Source organism: Mobilicoccus caccae, assembly GCF_030161635.1.
Classification (GTDB): Bacteria; Actinomycetota; Actinomycetes; order Actinomycetales; family Dermatophilaceae; genus Mobilicoccus; species Mobilicoccus caccae.
Map to the genome: position 1 here is coordinate 1,349,438 of NZ_BSUO01000001.1, position 21,412 is coordinate 1,370,849.

A 21,412-nucleotide genomic window follows, 5' to 3' on the forward strand; every position below is an offset into this window, starting at 1 on the left:
CCGGTCCTGACAGGGTCGGTGTCTTCCACGACGTCGACGAGGAGTTGTCATGACGGACCCTTCGAGCTGGGCTTTCGAGACGCGCCAGATCCATGCGGGTCAGGTGCCGGACTCCCAGACCGGCGCCCGTGCGCTGCCGATCTACCAGACCACGAGCTTCGTGTTCGACGACGCCCAGACGGCGGCCGACCGCTTCGCCCTCTCCGACCTCGGCCCCATCTACACCCGCCTCGGCAACCCGACGGTCCAGGCGGTCGAGGAGCGGATCGCCTCCCTCGAGGGTGGTGTCGGCGCGCTGATGCTGGCCTCCGGCCAGGCGGCCACGACGTTCGCCGTCCTCAACGTCGCGCAGGCCGGCGACCACATCGTCGCGGCGGCGGCCCTCTACGGCGGCACGTACAACCTGCTCAAGTACACCCTCGCCAGGCTCGGGATCGAGACGACCTTCGTCACCGACCAGGCGAACCCGCAGGCCTGGCGTGACGCGATCCGGCCCACCACCAAGGCGCTCTTCGCCGAGACCGTGAGCAACCCCGACCAGCAGGTGCTCGACGTGCGCGCCGTCGCCGACGTCGCCCACGAGGCGGGGGTGCCGTTCTTCGCCGACAACACGGTCGCCACGCCCTACCTGCTGCGGCCGATCGAGCACGGCGCCGACGTCGTCATCCATTCGGCCACGAAGTTCCTAGGTGGGCACGGCACGTCGATCGGCGGTGTCCTCGTCGACGCCGGCACGTTCGACTACGCGCAGGATCCCGACCGGTTCCCGCAGCTCAACACGCCCTCGGAGAGCTACCACGGGCTCGTCTTCGCGCGGGATCTCGGCGTGGGCAGCCCGCTGGGCGCCAACCTGGCGTTCATCCTCAAGGCGCGGGTGGAGTTGCTGCGCGACCTCGGCTCGGCGATCTCCCCGTTCAACGCCTTCCTCATCGCCCAGGGCGTCGAGACGTTGTCGCTGCGCATGGAACGGCACGTGGAGAACGCGCGCAAGGTCGCCGACTACCTGCAGAACCACCCGCAGGTCGAGAAGGTCAACTACGCCTCGCTGCCCGGTCACCCGGAGCAGGAGCGCGCCGAGAAGTACGTGCCGAAGGGATCCGGCGCGGTCCTGTCGTTCGAGATCGCCGGCGGGATCGACGCCGGCAAGGCGTTCGTCGACGCGACCGTGCTGCACAGCCACGTGGCGAACATCGGCGACGTGCGCAGTCTCGTCATCCACCCCGCCTCGACCACGCACAGCCAGGGCAGCGACGAGGACCGCCTCGGCGCGGGCGTGACCCCCGGCCTGGTGCGCCTGGCCGTCGGCCTGGAGCACATCGACGACATCATCGCCGACCTCGACCTGGGCTTCGCCGCCGCCAAGCGCTGACCCGCCGGCCTCGGGTGTCCGGGGAGCACCACCGACGAGTCCCGTCGAGACCGCCGCCTATAGGCGGCGGTCTGGGCGCTCGATGACGATGCCGACCCGTCCGCGCCGAGACCGCCGCCTATAGGCGGCGGTCTCGGCGTGTGGCTCGGGTCGGTCGGGCTTCTCCTATCCGTTCGGGTGCGGGTCGCGCGGGTCGTCGGTCCAGGCGCCGGGGCCGTCCTCGTCGGCGAAGATCAGCCAGGTGCGGGTGGCGCGGACTCCGGGGATGGCCTGCAGTTCTTCGAGGACGACGTCGCGCAGGGTCGCGTTGTCGGGGGTGCGGACGAGGACGAGCACGTCGAAGTCGGCCGCGACCAGGGCGACGTGTTCGACGTAGCGGACGCTCCGCAGGTGGGTGCGGATCTCGCGCCAGGCGTCCTGGGCGATGGACAGCGAGACGTACGCGCTGGTCGACAGGCCCGCGCGGGCGGGATCGACCCGGGCGGAGAAGCCGGTGACGACGCCGGAGGTCAGTAGACGATCCAGGCGGGAGTAGGCGCCGGCCCGGCTGATGTGCACGCGCTCGGCCAGGGACCGCATCGAGAGGCGACCGTCGTCGACGAGGGCGGTGACCATCCGTCGATCGATGTCGTCGAGGATCTCCGGCGGATTGGACGGTGTGTTCATCGAAGCGCCTCCATGCGGCCGTTCGTCTCGTGATCACGGGATGACTTGAGCCGAGCGTACGGTGCGCGGGACCATCGGTCGAACACTCACGCCTGTCGACGTCGTCGTCGGCACCACCCGCGAGGAGGCCGCATGGCTCCCACCCGCAAGGCCGCGAACGCACGCGCCGCCAAGGCCGCCGTGCAAGTGGCGCCCGAGGAGGTCGAGGCGCCGTTCCAGAAGGGCCTCATCCCCGCACCTACCCCGGTCTGCTTCCTCGACGAGCACGGGCAGCGTGTCGAGCCCGTCACCGACGACTACGTGGCCCCCTCCGATACGGAGGCCCTCGAGTGCTACCGGCGCATGGTGATCGGGCGGCGGTTCGACGTGCAGGCCAGTGCCCTGACCCGTCAGGGCCGGCTAGCGGTCTACCCCAGCTCGCGCGGTCAGGAGGCCTGCCAGGTCGGGTCGGTCATGAAGATCCGGGAGGACGACTGGTTCTTCCCGACCTACCGCGACTCGGTGGCGCTGGTCTCCCGCGGCATCGACCCCGTCGAGGTCCTCACGCTCCTGCGCGGTGACGCCCACTGCGGGTACGACCCGATGGCCACCCACACCGCGGCCCAGTGCACCCCGCTCGCGACCCAGCTCCTCCACGCGGCGGGTGTCGCCTACGGGGACGCCCGGCAGGGACGCGACTCCGTGGCCCTGGCCTTCATCGGCGACGGCGCCAGCAGCGAGGGCGACTTCCACGAGGCCCTCAACTTCGCCGCCGTCTTCAAGGCGCCCGTGGTCTTCGTCGTGCAGAACAACGGCTGGGCGATCTCGGTGCCGCTGGAGAAGCAGACCGCGGCTCCGAGCCTGGCGTACAAGGGGATCGGCTACGGAGTCGTGTGCGAGCAGGTCGACGGCAACGACGCGCTCGCCGTGCTGGCCGTCGTCGGCAAGGCCGTCGACTGGGCCCGCTCGGGCAAGGGGCCGGTGCTGGTGGAGCTGCACACCTACCGCATGGAGGCGCACACCAACGCCGACGACGCCACGCGCTACCGCACCGCCGACCAGGTGGCGCCCTGGTTGCAGAAGGACCCGCTCGAGCGTCTCGAGACCTACCTGCGTTCGGTCGGGGCACTCGACGACGAGCTCGCCGAGTCCTACGCCGCCGAGGGCGAGCGAACCGCGGCGGACCTGCGCGACCGGATGAACGCCGAAGTCGAGCCGTCCCCGGAGTCGCTGTTCGAGAACGTGTACGCGGCGCCGACGGCGCAGTTGGTCGAGCAGCGGTCGATGGTCCGCGAGGAGATCGAGGCCGAGCGCGACGCTCATGCCTCCGTGACCACCGGAGAGGACGCCTGACATGGCCGCTGGAGCAGTCACCTTCGCCTCCGCGCTCAACCGGGCGTTGCGCGACGCCGTCGTCGCCGACGACCGGGTGCTCATCTTCGGTGAGGACGTCGGTGTCGCGGGCGGTGTCTTCCGGATCACCGACGGCATCGCGCGCGATCACGGCGACGACCGCTGTTTCGACACACCGCTGGCCGAGTCCGGGATCATCGGGTTCGCCGTCGGGCTGTGCATGTCGGGCATGCGGCCGGTCGTCGAGATGCAGTTCGACGCCTTCGCCTACCCGGCGTTCGAGCAGATCACGAGCCACGTCGCCAAGATGCGCAACCGCACGCGGGGAGCGCTGCCCATGCCGATGGTCATCCGCATCCCCTACGCCGGCGGCATCGGAGGCGTCGAGCACCACTGCGACTCCTCGGAGGCGTACTACGCGCACACGCCGGGGTTGCGCGTGTACACCCCGGCGACGGTCGAGGACGCGTACACGATGCTGCGGGCGGCGATCGACGATCCCGACCCGGTGATCTTCATGGAGCCCAAGCGGTTGTACTGGTCCAAGGACGACGTGGACCTGGATGCGCTGGCCGCTGGTGGTGGCACGCCGGTGGGGCAGGCCGTGATCCGCCGGCCCGGCACCGACGCGACGCTGGTGGCGTACGGCCCGAGCGTCCCGGTCGCGCTGGAGGCGGCCGAGGCCGCGCTCGAGGAGGGCTGGAACGTCGAGGTCGTCGATCTGCGCTCGATCAACCCCTACGACGACGAGACGGTGATCGAGTCGGTGCGCCGCACGGGGCGCTGCGTGGTCGTCCAGGAGGCGCAGGGATTCGCCGGTGTCGGTGCCGAGATCGCGGCGCGGGTGCAGGAGCGCGCGTTCCACAGCCTCGCGGCGCCCGTCCTGCGGGTCGCGGGTCTCGACATCCCGTACCCGCCGCCCAAGCTCGAACAGCGTCACCTGCCCGGTGTCGACCGCGTGCTCGACGCCGTGGCCCGCCTGCAGTGGGACGACGAGCCCGACGACCGGTGGCTGCCGAGCGTGACCCGCGCGGAGGTCGGCCGATGAGCGCACGCACCTTCCACCTGCCCGACCTCGGGGAGGGGCTGACCGAGGGCGAGGTCATCTCCTGGGAGGTCGCCGTCGGTGATGTCGTGGTCGTCGACCAGGTCATCGCCGTGGTCGAGACCGCCAAGGCCCAGGTGGACCTGCCGTGCCCGTTCGCCGGGACCGTCGCGACGCTGCACGTCGAGGCCGGGCAGGTTCTCGACGTCGGGAAGCCGCTGATCTCCGTCGAGGTCGGTGGGGCCGACGCTCCGCAGGGCGGTGGAGCCTCTGCGCGGGTGGAGAAGGGCACCGAGCGCGGGCCGCGCACCGAGGAACGGATGGACGAGGAGCGCGCCGGCTCCGGCAACGTGCTCATCGGGTACGGCACGTCCGAGGAGAAGCGCACTCGCCGCCGCCGGGTGGGCCGTCACCGACCCACCGACAACGCAACGACGAGTGCGCCGAAACCGCCGCCTATAGGCGGCGGTCTCGGCGAGAGTGACGGGCTCACTGAGAGCGCGCCGAAACCGCCGGTTATAGGCGGCGGTCTCGGCGAGAGTGGGGCGCCGCGGGAGCCGGGTTCGCGTCCGGGGAGGCCGTGCGGGTCATCTCGCCGCTCGTCCGAAAGCTCGCCCGGGAGTATGGGATCGATCTGTTCACGGTTGCCCCCAGCGCTCCCGGCGGGATCATCACCCGCCGCGACGTCGAGGAGGCTCGTGAGCGTGCCTCGTCGGCCGCGGCCACCCCGCCGCAGCAGTCGGGGACGGGCGGGACGTGGGCGGAGTCGGGCTCCGGTGGCACCTCGGGACGCGGCGGGTTGTCCGACGAGCGCATCCCGATCACCGGCATCCGCAAGGCGATCGCCGATCGGCTCAGCCGGTCTCGTCGGGAGATCCCCGACGCCACGACGTGGGTCGACGTGGACGCCACCGGTCTGCGCTCGGTCAAGGACGACCTCAAGGCCTGCGTGCCCGACGCGAGGATCGGCTACCTGGCGTTGATGGCGCGGATCGTCGTGGCGGGCCTCGTGCGGTTCCCCGAGCTCAACGCCCGCGTCGACCTCGAGGCGAACGAGATCGTGCGGGTCGGCAACGTCAACCTGTCGCTGGCCGCTCAGGGTCCTCGAGGGCTGGTCGTGCCCGTCGTCCACGGCGCCGAGGCGATGACGACCGAGCAGCTCGCCGCCGCCATCCGCGAGGTCACCGAGAAGGCCCGCGCCGGCACGCTCGCTCCAGCCGACATGACCGGTGGCACGTTCACGCTGAACAACTACGGCGTGTACGGCGTGGACGGTTCGACGCCGATCATCAACCACCCCGAGGCAGGCATGCTCGGCGTCGGGCGGATCATCGCCAAGCCATGGGTCGTCGACGGTGCGCTCGCCGTCCGTCCGGTGACCCAGTTGTCGCTGAGCTTCGACCACCGCGTCTGCGACGGGGAGTGGCCGGCGGATTCCTCCGCTACGTCGCCGACTGCGTCGAACGCCCCGGAGCACTGCTCGCCGGTCTGTAATCCCGGCCACACGCGCATCGCAAATGGAATCGGAACGGTCGTGATCACGACCGTTCCGGTTCCGTCTGCGATGCGTTCTGTGATGCCAGACTGCGGGGCGGTACTCACTCCACGCTGAGCTCGCCCATCGGTCCCCAGCCCTCGGAGTCGATCTGGGCGTTGATGATCTGCGGGGTCGCCGAGAGGTACTGCGGGAACTCGGCCTGCATTTGCGTGAAGTGCTCGGATGTCACGTGCGGCTCGGCGCCGTCGTCCTCGAACGCCTCGATGAGCACGTAGGTGTTCGGGTCCTCGACGCTGCGGGACCACTCGAACCACAGGTTGCCCGGCTCCGCGAGCGTCGCCTGCGTGAAGGGGCGCGAGATCTCGGGCCACGCGTCCGCGTGCTCGGGCTTCACGGGGAACTTGACGTTGATGATGATCATCGGGTTCTCCTTCGCTGGGGGTTTCACCCATCCTCCTACGCGGTTCGACCCGCTCGGGGTCCGGGCCCGGTCAGGGTGGCGCCCACCCTGCTCGCCGAAGGAGTCGAGATGACCGTGCGTACCCGAATCACCGCGCTGCTCACCGCCGTTGCGATCACGCCCGCCGCGGGTTGCGCCGCGCAGAACGCCGACCTGGTGTCGGTCGGTTCGACCGGTTCGCCGTCACCGGCGGCCTCGCCGACGGCCGCTCCCACGCAGCCCGCGCCGCACCACCTCGGGCCGTCCTCGCGGCTGGACGAGATCCGCGCGGCGGGAACCATGACGGTGTGCACGACGGGTGACTACCGGCCCTTCACCTACCTCGACCCCACGACGAAGCAGTACACCGGTATCGACATCACGATGGCGAAGGACCTCGCGGCGAGCCTGGAGGTGGACATCGAGTGGGTGAAGACGTCCTGGCCCACGCTGATGCAGGACGCCATCAACCGCTGTGACATCGCCGTCGGCGGCATCTCGATCAACACCGCCCGCGCGCAGCGCGCCTTCTTCTCCGCGCCCATCATCGAAGAGGGCAAGACGCCGATCACGCTGTGCGAGAACGTCGAGAAGTACGACACGATCGAGGAGATCAACCAGCCCGGGGTCCGGTCGATCACGCCCGTCGGCGGCACGAACGAGAAGTTCGCGGACAAGAACTACCCCCAGGGCACGATCATCCGCTGGGACGACAACAACACGATCTTCGACCAGATCATCGCGGGCAAGGCCGACGTCATGACCACGGACGCCTCCGAGACGGTGTGGGTGGCCAAGACCCACCCCGAACTCTGCGCGGTCCACCCCGACAAGCCCTTCGACTACTTCGGTAAGGCCTACCTGCTGCCCCGCGGCGACGTCGTGTTCAAGGAGTACGTCGACACGTGGCTGACGATGGCGAAGAAGGGCGGCACGTGGGACGCCGCGACGAAGCCCTGGTTCGGAGACGTGAAGCTCGACTGAGGCGGCGGGGGACTCGGCCGGCGGGTCAGATGGTGGGTCAGCTAGCAGGTCAGATGGCAGGGAAGTGGTCGTGATCGCGACCATGTCGATGCCGTCGTGGCCGTCGGCATGGCTGCACGTGGCTGAGGGCGTGGCTGCGGCAGGTCCTGTCGCGTGACCATTCCTTCGCTTGCCGTTCACCGTCGGGCTCTGCTCGAGATGGACTGTCGGACCTAAGTTTTCCCTCATGACCGCCCCTCGCCGCCGCGCAGCCGCCGCCGTCCTGCCCCTCGCCGTCGTCCTGAGCGTTCCCACGGCCGGGTTCGCCCAGGGGGTGGGCCTCGCGACGTCGTCGGAGGCTGTCCACAGTGATCGGTACTCCCGCGGTGAACTTCCGCTGGGCCGGCCCGGGCTGTCGGAGACCCGCTCCACGGAGACCCTCCAGCGGGGTGTGACGCTGACGACGATCACCCGTGGCAAGGCCGACGGCTCCTCGCGGTGGGTCGTCGAGATGTCCATCCCCAGCTCCGTCACCAGCCCGGACCCGGATGCCCCGGCCCGGTCCGTGCAGGACGCGGAGTCCGCGCAGGCGTTCGCCGCCCGGCTCTCGGCGGCCGGGTTCGCGGCCGAGGCCGAGGAGGTCCGGCAGATCGGTGCGGCCGACGTCGCGGACGGAGTCATCGGTGCTCGGGCGCGCCTCACGGCCACGCACGCCGACAAGGCGGGCGCCGACGCCGTCGTCGCCGCACTGAAGGCGGCCGGATTCACGGGTCGGTCCTGGTACACCGGGTGGGACGGCGGGACGTCGGCGGCCGGACCGTGGACGTTCTCGGTCCTCACGATCGACCCGGCGACGTTCCGTGGCCGGCTGACCGGCACCTACGGACCCGACCTCGAAAAGCGTGAGACGACCAGCGAACTCGCGCGCCTGACCGGTGCGACGGCCGCGATCAACGCGGGGTTCTTCGTCATGGACCCGAAGGCCGGTGCGGAGGGTGACCCCGCCGGTATCGCCGCGTACGACGGGCGGGTCGTCTCCGAGGCCGTCGCCGGTCGGCCCGCCCTCGCCCTGGACGCCAAGGCCCGCAACACGACCGTCTTCCGGCCCGGCTGGACCGGTCAGATCCGCACCGGCACCGGTGCCCACGTCCTCGACGGGATCAACCGTGTGCCTGGCCTCGTCCGCAACTGCGGCGGCACGGGTGACACCCCGACGGACGCACCCCGCCACGACGTCACGTGCACCGACGACGCCGAACTCGTCCTGATGACTGAGGCTTTCGGCGCCACGACCCCGAAGGGTGAGGGTCGGGAGGTCGTCCTCGACCGCCGGGGTCGCGTCGTCGCCAACCACGCCGCACGGGGAACCGCGCTGCTCAAGGGGCAGCGGTCGGTGCAGGCCACCGGCGATGCCGCGGCAGCACTCGCCGGGCTGCGGGTAGGAGACCGCGTGCCGGTCACCACGACGATGACCGATGAGACCGGCGACCCGATCGGACTGCGTCAGGACCAGGCCGTCATCAACGGCGGGCCGCTGCTGGTCAAGGCAGGGCGGACGCGCATCACCCAGAAGCGGGACGGCATGAACCAGGCTGCCGTGGCCAACCCGAGCTTCGACTACGGCTGGGTGTTGCAGCGCAACCCGCGCACCTTCGCCGGCACCGACGCCCGCGGCCGCACGATCCTCGTCGCCTCCGACGGCCGGCAGGTCGGCCACCTGGGCCTCTCGATCCCCGAGACGGCGGCGGTCGCCCGGGCACTGGGGATGCGCGAGGCCCTCAACCTCGACGGCGGCGGTTCGACGGCGCTCGTGGCCGGCGGCGCCATGCGGACCAGCCCGTCGGACGCCACCGGCGAACGCCCCGTCGGCGACGCGATCGTCGTGCTGCCGCGACGCTGACGCGGGGAGTGTCCCGCGCGGTCCGTCGAGAAGTGCTGACGGGCATGCGCAGATCCCGGCGATGGCCGTCCGTGTCCTCGTGCCGGCTGGTGGCCGTAGGAGAAGCGCAGGTCGGCGAAGAGGAGATGGTCGAGGCGAGATCGGAGGTGCCCGGTCTTGCTGTCGTCGGGTGGCGAGGTTGTGAGGGGTTCGTCGAGAGCAGGGGCGCCCGATCCGTTGAGGTGTGTGGCTGCGGCCGAGCGGCAAAGCTGCTGCGCGGATCCGTGGGATGGAAACTCCCGCAGAAGAGCTGTCAGGGGTAGTCAGATACGAACAGGTGTTGTAAAATACATATATGCGATCAACCCTCCCATGAAAGGTCTTCTCGTGGCTGAGTCCTCATCCTTGCAGGCGGTACTGACACCGCCTGATGCGTGGGGTGTGGGTGTGCCGGTGCCGTCGGGGACCTTCGCCGAGCTCGGTGATGAGGAGTTGTTGGTCGAGCTGGAGACCCATGAGCGGATGAAGGCGTGGATCGAGGCGCGGGGGATCGCGGTGGTCGAGGAGTTGGCGCGGCGTCGGGAGCGTGAGGCGCTGGCGGAGTTGGACGAGCGGGACCGTGACGCGCTGAGTAGGACTCGGACGTTGGTGGTGGTCGGGGTGCGGGAGGCGGTGGTCGATGAGGTCGCGTTGGCCACCGGCGCCGGTCAGCGCGCTGCTGAGACGCGGGTGCGGATGGCGCGGGAATGGGAACGCTTCACCCCCGTGCGTGAGGCTTTGGCTGCGGGGCGGATGAGTTGGTCGCGGGCCGTGCAGGTGTCCACCCGTACCAGTGAGGTGGACTCGGGTCGGATGCGCAGGATCGTGGAGAAGGTCCTGGCGCCGTACATCCCTGGGCCGGGTGGGGATTCGGGTGGGTTGGAGGTGCCGCAGTCGGTGTTCTCCTGGCGTCTGGGACGCGCCGTCGCCGCGGTCACCACCTCCCGGCAGCGGCACGAAGACGCGATCGCGCGTCGGGACGCGTGGGCGGTGATCAACCCCGACGCCGACGGAACCATGACCCTGACCGGCACGCCGGACGCATCACCGCCGCATTCACCCGCGTCGACGACATCGCCCGCCGCCTGCGCCGCGAGGGCGACTCCCGCACGCTGACGCAGTTGCGCTCCGACATCGGCCTGGACCTGCTCATCGACGGCCAGATCACCCCCGAGGGCCGTCCATTGTTCGGTGGGGAGCTTCCCCCGGCACACGTCACTGTCGTGGTCTCGGCCGCCTCCCTGCTGGGTGTGAACGATGCCCCGGGGACGGTGGACCTGCGGGGGCGGGAGGAGCACCTGCCCGCGTTCGCGGTGCGTGATCTGGCGTTGAGTCGGGGATCGGTGTGGCGACGCCTGGTCACCGACCCGACCACCGGGATGATGACGGAGTTGAGCACCGAGCGGTATGAGATCACCGGTGACCTGCGTGAGCGGATCCTGGCCCGGGATCGGCACTCCCGCGTTCCGGGATCGATGCGACCCGCGTCACGGTGCGACACCGATCACGAGGGGGTGTCAGATGGTCTGTGTAAGCGAGGGGTCTCCCACCTGAAGGAGATTGACTATGGCTATGACCAAGCCGAAGAAGAGCGACGAGCCCGGGCAGGAGCCTGAAGCGCGTCAGTTGCGTCGTGAGTTCTTCGACGACGAGATGCTCGACAAGCTGATGGCCGCCACCGACGAGCGGGGCCTGTCGCTGACGGGTGAGGGCGGATTCCTGCCCGAGATGATCAAGGCAGTCCTCGAGCGGGGCATGCAGGCCGAGCTGACCGACCACCTCGGGTATGAGAAGGGCGACCCGGGTGGGAACGGCTCGGGCAACTCGCGCAACGGCACGACCCCGAAGACGGTCGGGACCGAGGTCGGGGACGTCGGCTTGGACCGGCCGAGGGATCGTAACTCCACCTTCGCGTCGTCGTTGGTGCCCAAGGGCGCAAGGCGTCTGGGTGGACTGGAGGACATGATCATCTCGCTGTACGCGGGCGGGATGACCATCCGCGACATCCAGCATCATCTGGCTGCGACGCTGGGCACTGAGCTGTCCCACGAGACGATCAGCAACGTGACCGACGCCGTGGCCGAGGAGGTCACCGCGTGGCAGACGCGGCCGTTGGAGGCGTTCTACCCGGTGATCTACCTCGACGCGCTGGTGGTGAAGATCCGTGACGGCGCGCACGTGGCCAACCGGGCTGCGCACATCGCTGTCGGCGTGGACCTGGATGGCGTCAAGCACGTCTTGGGCATCTGGGTCCAAGCCGTCGAGGGCGCGAAGTTCTGGGCCTCGGTGTGCGCGGAGCTGGCCAACCGCGGCGTCAAGGACGTGCTGATCGTCTGCTGCGACGGTCTGACCGGCTTCCCCGAGGCGATCGAGGCGACCTGGACCCGCGCGATGGTCCAAACGTGCGTCGTGCACCTGATCCGGGCCTCGATGCGGTTCGTCTCCTACACCGACCGCAAGGCCGTCGCGGCGATGCTGCGTCCGATCTACACCGCCGCGAACGAGGACGCGGCGTTGATGGCGCTGACCGCGTTCGCCGACTCGAACCTGAGCAAGAAGTACCCCGCCGCCGTGGCCTCCTGGGAGAACGCATGGGAGCGGTTCACCCCGTTCCTGGCGTTCGGGCCGGCGTTGAGGAAGGTCATCTACACGACCAACTCGATCGAGTCGCTCAACTACCAGCTACGCAAGATCATCAAGAACCGCGGCCACTTCCCCAGCGACACGGCCGCGATCAAGCTGCTGTGGCTGGCCATCCGCAACATCGAGGACAAGCGGGCCCGTGAACGCGCCAAGGAAGCCGGCGCCCCCAGAGGAACTCCCCGCAAGGCGCCCGGCAAGCTCGTCGAGGGTTCCGTCATCCAAGGCTGGAAAGCCGCCCTGGGAGAGCTCGCCCTGATCTATCCCGACCGCATCAACCCCTACCTGTAACACCCCATGAGACCCAGGTCACTTACACAGACAACTTGACAGGCTCGATCACGACGTCGACTTCCACGCCGGCGGTCCCTCCAGTGAGTCCAACGTGTCGGCCAAGAACCGGCGGGGACACAACCACAAGACCCACCGCCGCTGGAGAAGCACCAGGGAGCCGGGCATCAACGGCGACATCACCTGGACCACCAAGGCCGGTCGAACGTATGTCACCCGACCGCATGACTACCGCGACCCACCAGCCCGCGCCAGCGTGCCCATCGACGGACAAGACCCTGACGCAGCGGCGTGGCAGCAACGAGGAGCGATCCTCATCGCCCTGGCCCGCAACGCACAACGCGACGCAGCCCGCGAACGCGAACAACGACGCGAACAGAAGCTTGAGCAGCAACGCAAGCGCAAGAGCGAGCACCGCCGCGCACACCGCCGCGCCCGCACACACCAGCGCGAGCGCGACGGCGCGCGGGCGCGCGTCGAACCCCGCGCCGACGCACGCGGACCCCTCGTCGGCGAGGCTCCCAGGCCCGGGTTCTTCATCCGCGCACCCCGCCCACGGCGCAGCAGCGACGCCTCATCGACGGCGCGTCCCGGCTGGGACGGCACCGACCCCGGACCCCCACCCTTCTGACCGCCGCCGTCGCCTCCCCGCCCGGAAGCATTTGGGGCGTTGAGGTGGAACCTCCGTCCGTGGACGTCGTGGACGTCGTGGATGTCAGGGAACGTCAGCCGGGGAAGGCCGGGTCCAGGTCGCATCGAGCGCTGACTCGACCATTCCTGTCGGGCTCGGCGGACACGAAGCCGAGCCGATCGAGCAGCGCTCGCGCCGGGGTGTTCGTGGCCGATGTCTCGGCTCTCACCGACGCCGCCCCGCAAGCCCTGGCTCTGGCGAGCACCAGCGTCAGGGCGGCCTCGGCCAGGCGTTGCCCGCGGACGTTCTGCGCCAGCCAGATCCCCGTCTCCAGCGTGGACGGCTCATCGGTCCGTTTCAGGCGCACGGCGCCTACCGGCGCGCCCTCGTGGATGACGGCCCACGTGGCCTCGCCGACAGGGGAGTCCAGCCCGGCTCTGCACGCCCGGTGGTAGTCCTCGAGCCACGCGACCCGCTCGGCCGTCCATGCCTCTCCCGGCGTCATCGGGGCGGTGACCTCGTCGGCGCAGGCGTCGGACACAGCCACGGCCACCAGCTTCGCCAGCACGTCCTCCTGCACGGCGACGAGCGACACGTGGACCCCACTCATCGCCTCACCCTACGACTGCCGGTCCGCTCGCCCCGTCCGCCGGCCACCACCCTTCGCCGCGTGAAAAACCCGGTGGACGCCCGCCCGTATCCTGGAAGGCGTGTCCGAATCGCCCACGCCCGAACCTCCCCGGCCCGCCCGACCGCGGCCGGCGAGCGCGACACCCCCGGACGCCGGAGGCACCGGCCGCGAGGGTGTCGCGCAGGGGGAGGGACGCCGCGGACGCGGCAGGCGAGGTCGACCGCGCCGGCCCCAGGGCGAGGGCGAGCGTCAGGGCGAGCAACCACCTGACCAGGGCGAGCAGCGACCCGACCAGCGCGAGCAGCGACCCGACCAGCGCGAGCGGGGACGAGGTCGCGGACCACGCCCGAACCGCCGCAACCAGCAGGGTGACCGGCGTCAGGACCGACCGCCACCGACCCCCGAGGAGCGCGAGGCGCGCCGCGTCGCCCGTGAGAAGCGCCTCGCTGCGCGCGCGGCGAGCGTCCCGGCGATCACCTACCCCGATCTGCCGGTCAGCGCGGTCAAGGACGACATCGCGGCCGCGATCCGCGACCACCAGGTCGTCATCATCGCCGGCGAGACCGGCTCGGGTAAGACGACGCAGATCCCCAAGGTCTGCCTCGAACTGGGCCGCGGTATCGCCGGGCAGATCGGGCACACCCAACCCCGGCGTATCGCTGCGCGGTCGGTCGCCGAGCGGCTGGCCGAGGAACTTGATGTCGACCTCGGCAAGCAGGTCGGCTACCAGGTGCGGTTCACCGACGAGTCCACGCGCGACACGCTCGTCAAGGTGATGACCGACGGCATCCTGCTCAACGAGCTCCAACGCGACCGTGACCTGCGCCGATACGACACGATCATCATCGACGAGGCCCACGAACGCAGCCTCAACATCGACTTCGTCCTCGGCTACCTCAAGCAGTTGCTGCCGCGCCGGCCCGACCTCAAGGTGATCGTCACCTCCGCCACGATCGACCCCGAACGGTTCGCCGCCCACTTCACGGACCGCGACGGGAAGCCCGCCCCGATCATCGAGGTCTCCGGGCGCACCTACCCGGTCGAGATCCGCTACCGCCCCCTGGTGCGCGTCGAACCGGCCAAGACCCCCGGCAAGCCGGACGTCGAGACCGAGATCGACCAGGTCACCGGCATCTGCGAGGCCGTCGAGGAGCTGTGGACCGAGGGCGGCGCAGCCGAACGGGCCCGTGAGGGCAGCGGCGAGGACATCCTCGTGTTCCTGTCCGGGGAGCGGGAGATCCGCGACGCCGCAGACGCCCTCGAAGGCATGAACCTGCCCGGCACCGAGATCCTGCCGCTGTTCGGACGCCTCTCGGCCGCCGAGCAGCACCGCGTCTTCTCCCGGCACTCCGGGCGGCGGGTCGTGCTGGCCACCAACGTCGCCGAGACCTCGCTCACCGTCCCCGGCATCAGGTACGTCGTCGACGCCGGCACCGCGCGGATCAGCCGGTACAGCCAGCGCACCAAGGTCCAACGTCTGCCGATCGAGCCGATCAGCCGCGCCAGCGCCAACCAGCGTTCGGGTCGGTGCGGCCGGGTCTCCGACGGCATCGCCATCCGCCTCTACTCCGAGGCGGACCACGACGCCCGCCCGGAGTTCACCGACCCCGAGATCCTGCGCACCAACCTCGCCTCCGTCATCCTGCAGATGACAGCCCTCGGCCTCGGCGACATCGCCAGATTCCCCTTCGTCGAGGCGCCGGACTCCCGCATGGTCACCGACGGCCTGCGACTGCTCCACGAGCTGCACGCCATCGACCCCGAGGAGAAGGACCCGCGCCGGCGCCTCACCGACGTCGGCCGCCGCATCGCCCGCCTTCCCGTCGACCCACGCCTGGCCCGCATGATGCTCGCCGCCGTCGATGAAGGCGCCCTGCGCGAGGTCATGACGATCGTCGCGGCCCTGTCGATCCAGGACGTCCGCGAACGGCCACTGGAGAAGCAGGCGCAGGCCGACCAGCAGCACGCCCGGTTCAAGGACGAGAAGTCCGACTTCGTCACCCTGCTCAACCTGTGGAAGTACCTGCGCAAGCAGCAGAAGGAGCTCTCCGGCAGCGCGTTCCGGCGCATGTGCAAGAACGAGTACCTCTACTACCTGCGCATCCGTGAATGGCAGGACCTCGTCGGCCAGCTCACCACGACGATGCGCGAACTCGACCTCGAACCGAACTCCCGGCCCGCCACCTCCGACCAGGTGCACCGCGCGCTTCTCACGGGCCTGCTCTCCCAGATCGGGCTGTACGACCGGGACAAGAGGGAGTACCTCGGCGCCCGCGGGGCCAGGTTCGCGATCCAGCCCGGGTCGGCATTGCGCCGCAGCTCACCCGAGTGGGTCATGAGCGCCGAGCTCGTCGAGACCACCCGCCTGTGGGCCCGCACCAACGCCGAGACCGATCCGGCCTGGATCGAGCAGGCAGGTGCGCACCTGCTCAAGCGCTCCTACAGTGAACCCCATTGGAGCCGTAAGCGGGCCGGCGCCGTCGCGACCGAACGGGTCACGCTCTACGGGGTGCCGCTCGTCACCGACCGCCAGGTGGGCTACGGGTCGATCGACCCCGAGACCTCGCGGGCCCTGTTCATCCGCCACGCCCTGGTCGAGGAGGACTGGGACACCCCCACCGCTTCTTCCACGACAACCGCAAACTCGTGGCCAGGCTCGCCGAACTCGAGTCCCGGGCACGCCGGCGCGACATCCTCGTCGACGAGGACACCCTCTTCGAGTTCTACGACCAGCGCATCCCGGCGACCGTGGTCTCCGGCGCGCACTTCGACGCCTGGTGGAAGAAGGAACGGCGCCGCCGACCCGAGCTGCTCACGTTCACCGAGGACTTCCTCGTCTCCGACGACGCCGACGAGATCGACGCCACCCACTACCCCCACGAGTGGGTCCAGGGTGACCTGCGGTTGCGGCTCACCTACCAGTTCGAACCCGGCGCCGACGCCGACGGCGTGACCGTCCACATCCCCGTCGAACAGCTCAACCAGGTGAGTGAGGAGGGGTTCGACTGGCAGGTGCCCGGTCTGCGGTCCGAACTCGCCACCGCCCTGCTCAAGAGCCTGCCCAAGGCGACCCGCAAGCACTTCGTCCCCACGCCCGACCATGCGCGGGCGGCGCTGGCGGAGGCCGACGAGGCGGAGATGGCGGCGGGGGTGCCGCTGGTCGAGGAACTCGGGCGGGCGCTCTACATCCGCACCGGTCACCGCGTGCCGGTGGGGGAGTGGGACGTCACCCGCGTGCCCGACCACCTGCGGATGACCTTCCGCGTGGAGGACCCGCGCGGGCGGCGGCTCGGCGAGGGCAAGGACCTCGCCGACCTGCAGGCCGACCTCGCCCCTCAGGTCCGCTCGACGATGGCCAAGGCCGCCGGCGACGTCGAACGCGCCGGTCTCACGACCTTCGACCTCACCGAGCTGCCGGCCGTCTTCGAACGCCGGGTCGGCAAGCGCGATGTGCAGGGATTCCCGGCGCTGGTCGACCAGGGCGACTCCGTGGCCGTGCAGGTGCTGGCGGGGCGGGCCGAGCAGGTCGCGGCGACCCGTCTCGGACTGCGACGGTTGATCCTGCTCAACACGACCGTGCCGTGGCAGCGGATCCTCGGGCTGCTGACGAACACGCAGAAGCTCGCCCTGGGCAACAACCCGCACGGCGGGGTGCAGGCGTTGCTCGACGACGTGCTCGCCGCGGCGGTCGATGCCATCGCGGCCCGCCGACTCGCGGCGGCCGGCGCCGAGATGATCCGCACTCCAGAGCAGTTCGACGACGCCCTGGCCGCGGTCCGTCGCGAGATCGTGCCGACCGTCGTGGACATCGTCGAGAGCCTGCACCCCGCGCTGGACCGGGCGTTGGCCGTCCGTCTCGCCCTCGATGCGATGCGGCCGAGCACCGCCGACCTGGCGGCACTCAAGGAGGACCTCACCGCGCAGGCGGCCGACCTCATCCGCCCGGGGTTCGTCGCCGACACCGGAGCCGCGCAGCTGCGGCACCTGCCGCGCTACCTGCAGGGGATGCTCGTGCGCCTCGAGAAGGCACCGCTGGAGCCCTGGCGCGACGCGCAGCGGCTCGAGGTCGTCCGCACCGTCGAGGCCGAACGCCGCAAGGTCGTGGAGGCGCTGCCGGAGATCGAGCGCGACGCCGACGACGTGCGGGCGTTGCGATGGATGGTCCAGGAGCTGCGCGTCAGCCTGTTCGCGCCGGCGCTGGGGACCGCGCATCCGGTGTCGGAGAAGCGGATCTACAAGGCCATGGACGCCGTCGAGGACGCTCACCTCGGCTGAGCGCGCCACGCGCCGGGGGACCGTCGCGCCGATCATCGGGAATCGTGGGGGTCGACGAAGCGTTGACCACGCAGAACCATGGGAAGGAGACCCCGGTGCAGGATCCCTCAGCACTCTTCAGGTTGGAAACCGACACGGATCTGGCCGATCTGCGGGCGTCCACGCTGGTCGTGGCTCTCGGAGGTTTCATCGACGCCGGTCACACCCAGCGTCTGCTGGTCGAACACCTGCTGCGCACGCTCGACCACACGGTCGTGGCGACCTTCGACGTGGATCAGCTCATCGACTACCGCGCCCGGCGCCCGGTCATGACCTTCTCCCAGGACCGCTACACGGGGTACACCGACCCCTCGCTGGCCCTGTACCGGCTCGTCGACGACTCCGGCACGCCGTTCTTCCTGCTGTGGGGCCCCGAGCCCGACTACCAGTGGGAGCGCGTCGTCGAGGCCGTCACCGCCCTGGCGAAGGCCCTGTCGGTCGAACTCTTCGTCACCCTCTACGGCATCCCCATGGCGGTGCCGCACACCCGCCCGGTGTCGTCCACGGTCCACGGCACCACCGACGAGCTGCGGAGCCTCGGCACCCGCATCTTCGGCACCCTCAACGCACCCGGCTCGCTGTCCGGACTCCTGGAGTACCGCCTCGGCGAGCAGGGCCGCGCCGCAGTGGGTTTCGTCATCTACGTGCCGCACTACCTGGCCCAGGGCGACTATCCGGCCGCCGCTGCACACGGTCTCGAGCGGATCGCCGAGGTCGGAGGTCTCGACCTCTCGCCCTCGGGTCTCGAGCTGGCCGCTGCCGACAGTGCCCACGCGATCGCCGCGGAGGTGGTCGAATCGGCCGAGGCCGCCGAGATCGTGCGGGCCCTCGAGGAGCAGTACGACGCCCGCCTGGCGCGGCTCGGAGACGGTGAGAACGAGGGCGAGGAGCACGAGGGGCTCGGAGCGATCGACGCCGGATCCCTGCCCACGGGAGACCAACTGGGCGCCGAACTCGAAGCCTTCCTCGAAGAGATCCGCCGCGGGCGGCACTGAACGGCCGCCGGATCACCGGCCCACCCGGGCACCGACGGCGCCACCTGAGCGTTTGAGGCGTGCCCGCATCGGGAATGGTCCACGAAACGGTTGTCTCGGTCGACCCACGACCGCCCAGCCGACATCTCAGCTCGAGCACCTCAGCCAGGAGGACATCACATGGGGATCTTCGACCGTAAGAACGAGAGCGAGCCCGCTCCGATCGCCACGGAGGACATGAGCGGTCTCTCGGCGCAGGCGTCCCGCCTCGTCGAACGCATCCTCGAGGTCGGCATCGAGGGCAAGGGGTCCTTCGACTCCGCCCAGAAGATCGCCGACGACGCCCGCCGGCGCCGCAGCGACCCCGAGCGGGTCATCGACGACATCGTCGGTGCGCACACCCGACTGGCCGCCGGGAGCGGGTTCGTCACCGGCCTCGGCGGGTTCGTCACCCTGCCGGTGGCGCTGCCGGCCAACGTCGCCGGGTTCTACATCCTCGCCACGCGCATGGCCGCGGCCATCGCGGCGGTGCGCGGGTACGACCTGTCCCAGCAGTCCGTCCGTTCGGCGATCCTGCTGTCCCTCGTGGGCGCCGACGCCGACGACCTGTTGAAGAAGGTCGGCTACAGCAGTGGCGGCCGCCTCGCCAACCTCGCCGCGCAGAAGATGCCCGGCGCGGTCCTCATGGCGATCAACAAGGGCGTCGGGTTCCGGTTGATCACCCGCCTGGGCCGCTCGACGTTCGCCCGTCTCGGGCGAGGCGTGCCGCTCATGGGCGGCGTCATCGGCGCCGGCCTGGATGCCTACCTCATCGACAAGATCGCCAAGCACGTCCGCCGTGAGTTCCCGTTCAAGGCCACGGTGACCACGCTCCCCTCGTCCTGAGGCACGGGCACCTCTCACGACCAGGGCCGTCGCGGTTGTCCACCGCGGCGGCCCTGTCGTGTGCCGATCCCCAGGCGGAGCGGAGGGCCGGTCGCGACCCCGGGCGGGCTGCCACCGTCGATCCCATGACCCCCTCGCTCCGCTGCTCCCTTCCCGGGCTGCTCGTCCTCCTGCCCTACCACGTCGGTTTCCACCTTCACGACTCCCTCGTCGTCGTCGCCCTGCGCCAGGGGCGGGTCGACCTCGTCGAGCGGGTCGACATCCCGCCCGAGGCGCCACTGGACGACCTCACGACGGCGCGGCTCGTCCTGGCGCTGCACCGCCGACAGCCCTCCGCGGTCGTCGTCGTGGCCTACAGCGACCGGATCGGCGCGATGCCCGCGCTGGGGGTCTCGTCGACGCGGTGGGGCCGGTGGTGCCGGTGGTCCGGGTGGTGGAGGTCCGGGGGAGCCGCTGGCGGGACGTCCCGGGTCGGGTCTGGACGTCGCTGCCCACGGCGGCGGACGTGCCACTCGTGGCCGAGTACGTGGGGCGGGGTGTGCACCCGCTGCCGGATCGCGACGCCCTCACGGCCGTGCTGTCACCCGTCCCCGGACCCGCCGCCGACGCGATGGCGGTCGAGGTCGCCCGGCGCGGCCGTCCCGGTACGCGCGACGGACTCGCGGCCTGGCACCGCCTCCTCGACCTCGATCGGGAGCCGGAACGTCGGGACGAGGTCACCGCCCTCGCGTTCCTGGCCCGCGTGGTCGATCGGGATGCCGTGCTCGCCCGCCTCGTCCCGACGACCGGTGGCGATGAGGAGCAGCACTTCCCGGGCCTTCCCGGCTCCCTCGACCCGGCCGAGGAGCAGGTGTGCACGCGGGCGGTCCTCATCCGACTGGCGGCCATCGCGCCTCCACCGGTGCGCGCCGCGGCCCTGTCGGTGCTCGCGGTGTGGGCCTGGGACGCCGGTGACGGGGCCACCGCATCCATCGCCGCCGACCTGGCGCTCGCGCACGATCCGACGTACGTCCTCGCCTCGTTGGTGGGTCAGCTCCTCCGGTGCGATGTGCGACCCCCGCGGCATGAGGTGCGGGCACGAACACCCGGCCGCCGTGATCCGCGGAGGGCCATGCCGACGGAGGTCACATCGACTACGGTTGCCCACGTGCGGTGATGTGGCGCACACCATCGATCTGTCGAGGAGGCCCGAGTGTCTGTCGTCGTGGGGTACATCCCGACCAAGGAAGGTCGTTCCGCCCTGGAACACGCGGCGCGCGAGGCCCGTCTGCGCAACTGCGACCTGGTGCTCGTCACCTCCGCCCGCAGCGGCCGCGAGCCCCATGCCGACGCCGCGCGCCGGTTCGAGGAGGCACTGACCCAGGTGCGCACCGATCTCGAGGCCGCGGGCGTGAGTGTGGTCGACCGCACCCTCGAGCACGGACATGAGGCGGCCGACGACCTCATCGACGTGGCCGACGAGGTGGGGGCCCAGTGCATCGTCATCGGGCTCCGGCGGCGTTCGCCCATCGGCAAGCTGGTGCTCGGGTCGAACGCGCAGCGCGTCCTGCTGGAGGCGCACTGCCCGGTCATCGCGGTGAAGTCCCAGGACTGAGGGACCGGGCCCGGGGGCCGACCGACGGCTCGGGACGCCGGATTTCGGGACGGACGGGACGCCGACCGTGCGAGAACCGCGGACGTCGAATTATAATGGTGTTCAGACGACGGCGGGCGGGTCCGCGAAACTGCCCCGGACACCACGCCCGAGCATCACTCCCCGGTCATCGGGGTGCCCACCAGACCAAGCCTTCACGGCTCAGTCATGACCTCCTGAAAG

The 21,412-nt window shown here is 70.4% G+C and carries 16 protein-coding genes and 3 pseudogenes; 16 read left to right on the forward strand and 3 right to left on the reverse strand.

Features of this window, described 5'->3' with window-relative positions:
• The first annotated feature begins 49 nt into the window (after positions 1-49).
• Entirely contained in the window at positions 50-1,369 is a 1,320-nt protein-coding gene (locus tag QQK49_RS06465; RefSeq protein ID WP_284303228.1) for a bifunctional o-acetylhomoserine/o-acetylserine sulfhydrylase, read from the forward strand.
• A 165-nt stretch (positions 1,370-1,534) separates the two neighbouring features.
• Here the strand turns inward: QQK49_RS06465 and QQK49_RS06470 are convergent, their stop codons facing one another.
• The gene (locus tag QQK49_RS06470) at positions 1,535-2,035 is read right to left on the reverse strand and encodes an Lrp/AsnC family transcriptional regulator (RefSeq protein WP_284303229.1); all 501 of its coding nucleotides are present in this window, start codon (positions 2,033-2,035) and stop codon (positions 1,535-1,537) included.
• A 132-nt stretch (positions 2,036-2,167) separates the two neighbouring features.
• On the opposite strand from QQK49_RS06470, the gene pdhA reads away from it, so the two are divergent.
• The 4 genes and pseudogenes from pdhA to QQK49_RS22655 all read left to right on the forward strand — a co-directional run bounded on the left by pdhA (position 2,168) and on the right by QQK49_RS22655 (position 6,024).
• On the forward strand, positions 2,168-3,367 hold the full coding sequence (gene pdhA / locus QQK49_RS06475) for a pyruvate dehydrogenase (acetyl-transferring) E1 component subunit alpha (RefSeq protein ID WP_284303230.1): 1,200 nt from the start codon (positions 2,168-2,170) through the stop codon (positions 3,365-3,367).
• 1 nt (position 3,368) lies between these two features.
• Complete coding sequence (locus QQK49_RS06480) at positions 3,369-4,415, forward strand: alpha-ketoacid dehydrogenase subunit beta (protein WP_284303231.1); 1,047 nt, start codon at positions 3,369-3,371, stop codon at positions 4,413-4,415.
• A pseudogene (locus QQK49_RS22650) lies at positions 4,412-4,576 on the forward strand (biotin/lipoyl-containing protein); the annotation flags it as partial. The gene QQK49_RS06480 and the pseudogene QQK49_RS22650, both read left to right, overlap by 4 nt.
• A 416-nt stretch (positions 4,577-4,992) precedes the next feature.
• The gene (locus QQK49_RS22655; RefSeq protein ID WP_348536114.1) at positions 4,993-6,024 is read left to right on the forward strand and encodes a dihydrolipoamide acetyltransferase family protein; all 1,032 of its coding nucleotides are present in this window, start codon (positions 4,993-4,995) and stop codon (positions 6,022-6,024) included.
• Here the strand turns inward: QQK49_RS22655 and QQK49_RS06490 are convergent.
• Positions 6,011-6,331, reverse strand: coding sequence for a putative quinol monooxygenase (locus tag QQK49_RS06490; RefSeq protein WP_284305840.1), 321 nt, complete (start codon positions 6,329-6,331; stop codon positions 6,011-6,013). The genes QQK49_RS22655 and QQK49_RS06490 overlap by 14 nt on opposite strands.
• Before the next feature lie 108 nt (positions 6,332-6,439).
• Between QQK49_RS06490 and QQK49_RS06495 the strand changes: the two genes are divergently transcribed.
• The 6 genes from QQK49_RS06495 to QQK49_RS06520 all read left to right on the forward strand — a co-directional run bounded on the left by QQK49_RS06495 (position 6,440) and on the right by QQK49_RS06520 (position 12,792).
• Complete coding sequence (locus QQK49_RS06495; protein ID WP_284303232.1) at positions 6,440-7,333, forward strand: transporter substrate-binding domain-containing protein; 894 nt, start codon at positions 6,440-6,442, stop codon at positions 7,331-7,333.
• A gap of 226 nt (positions 7,334-7,559) precedes the next feature.
• On the forward strand, positions 7,560-9,212 hold the full coding sequence (locus tag QQK49_RS06500; RefSeq protein ID WP_284303233.1) for a phosphodiester glycosidase family protein: 1,653 nt from the start codon (positions 7,560-7,562) through the stop codon (positions 9,210-9,212).
• A gap of 366 nt (positions 9,213-9,578) precedes the next feature.
• Complete coding sequence (locus QQK49_RS06505) at positions 9,579-10,346, forward strand: hypothetical protein (RefSeq protein ID WP_284303234.1); 768 nt, start codon at positions 9,579-9,581, stop codon at positions 10,344-10,346.
• 5 nt (positions 10,347-10,351) lie between these two features.
• Entirely contained in the window at positions 10,352-10,846 is a 495-nt protein-coding gene (locus QQK49_RS06510; RefSeq protein ID WP_284303235.1) for a hypothetical protein, read from the forward strand.
• Positions 10,847-10,883: 37 nt separating this feature from the next.
• Entirely contained in the window at positions 10,884-12,161 is a 1,278-nt protein-coding gene (locus QQK49_RS06515; protein WP_431310574.1) for an IS256 family transposase, read from the forward strand.
• 94 nt (positions 12,162-12,255) lie between these two features.
• Positions 12,256-12,792: a hypothetical protein gene (locus QQK49_RS06520; protein ID WP_284303236.1), complete on the forward strand. Its 537-nt coding sequence runs from the start codon at positions 12,256-12,258 to the stop codon at positions 12,790-12,792.
• 94 nt (positions 12,793-12,886) lie between these two features.
• Here QQK49_RS06520 and QQK49_RS06525 read toward each other — a convergent pair whose 3' ends face one another.
• Positions 12,887-13,402, reverse strand: a complete 516-nt coding sequence (locus QQK49_RS06525) for a GNAT family N-acetyltransferase (RefSeq protein ID WP_284303237.1) — start codon at positions 13,400-13,402, stop codon at positions 12,887-12,889.
• A gap of 493 nt (positions 13,403-13,895) precedes the next feature.
• Here QQK49_RS06525 and hrpA point away from each other — a divergent pair.
• The 5 genes and pseudogenes from hrpA (at position 13,896) to QQK49_RS06550 (ending at position 21,190) form a co-directional block, all read left to right on the forward strand.
• Positions 13,896-17,698, forward strand: a pseudogene (hrpA, locus tag QQK49_RS06530) (ATP-dependent RNA helicase HrpA).
• 95 nt (positions 17,699-17,793) lie between these two features.
• The gene (locus QQK49_RS06535; protein ID WP_284303238.1) at positions 17,794-18,732 is read left to right on the forward strand and encodes a proteasome assembly chaperone family protein; all 939 of its coding nucleotides are present in this window, start codon (positions 17,794-17,796) and stop codon (positions 18,730-18,732) included.
• Positions 18,733-18,891: 159 nt separating this feature from the next.
• On the forward strand, positions 18,892-19,596 hold the full coding sequence (locus QQK49_RS06540) for an EcsC family protein (protein ID WP_284303239.1): 705 nt from the start codon (positions 18,892-18,894) through the stop codon (positions 19,594-19,596).
• Between the two features lie 125 nt (positions 19,597-19,721).
• A pseudogene (locus tag QQK49_RS06545) lies at positions 19,722-20,752 on the forward strand (DUF4192 domain-containing protein).
• 36 nt (positions 20,753-20,788) lie between these two features.
• The gene (locus QQK49_RS06550) at positions 20,789-21,190 is read left to right on the forward strand and encodes a universal stress protein (protein WP_284303240.1); all 402 of its coding nucleotides are present in this window, start codon (positions 20,789-20,791) and stop codon (positions 21,188-21,190) included.
• Positions 21,191-21,412 lie beyond the last annotated feature (222 nt).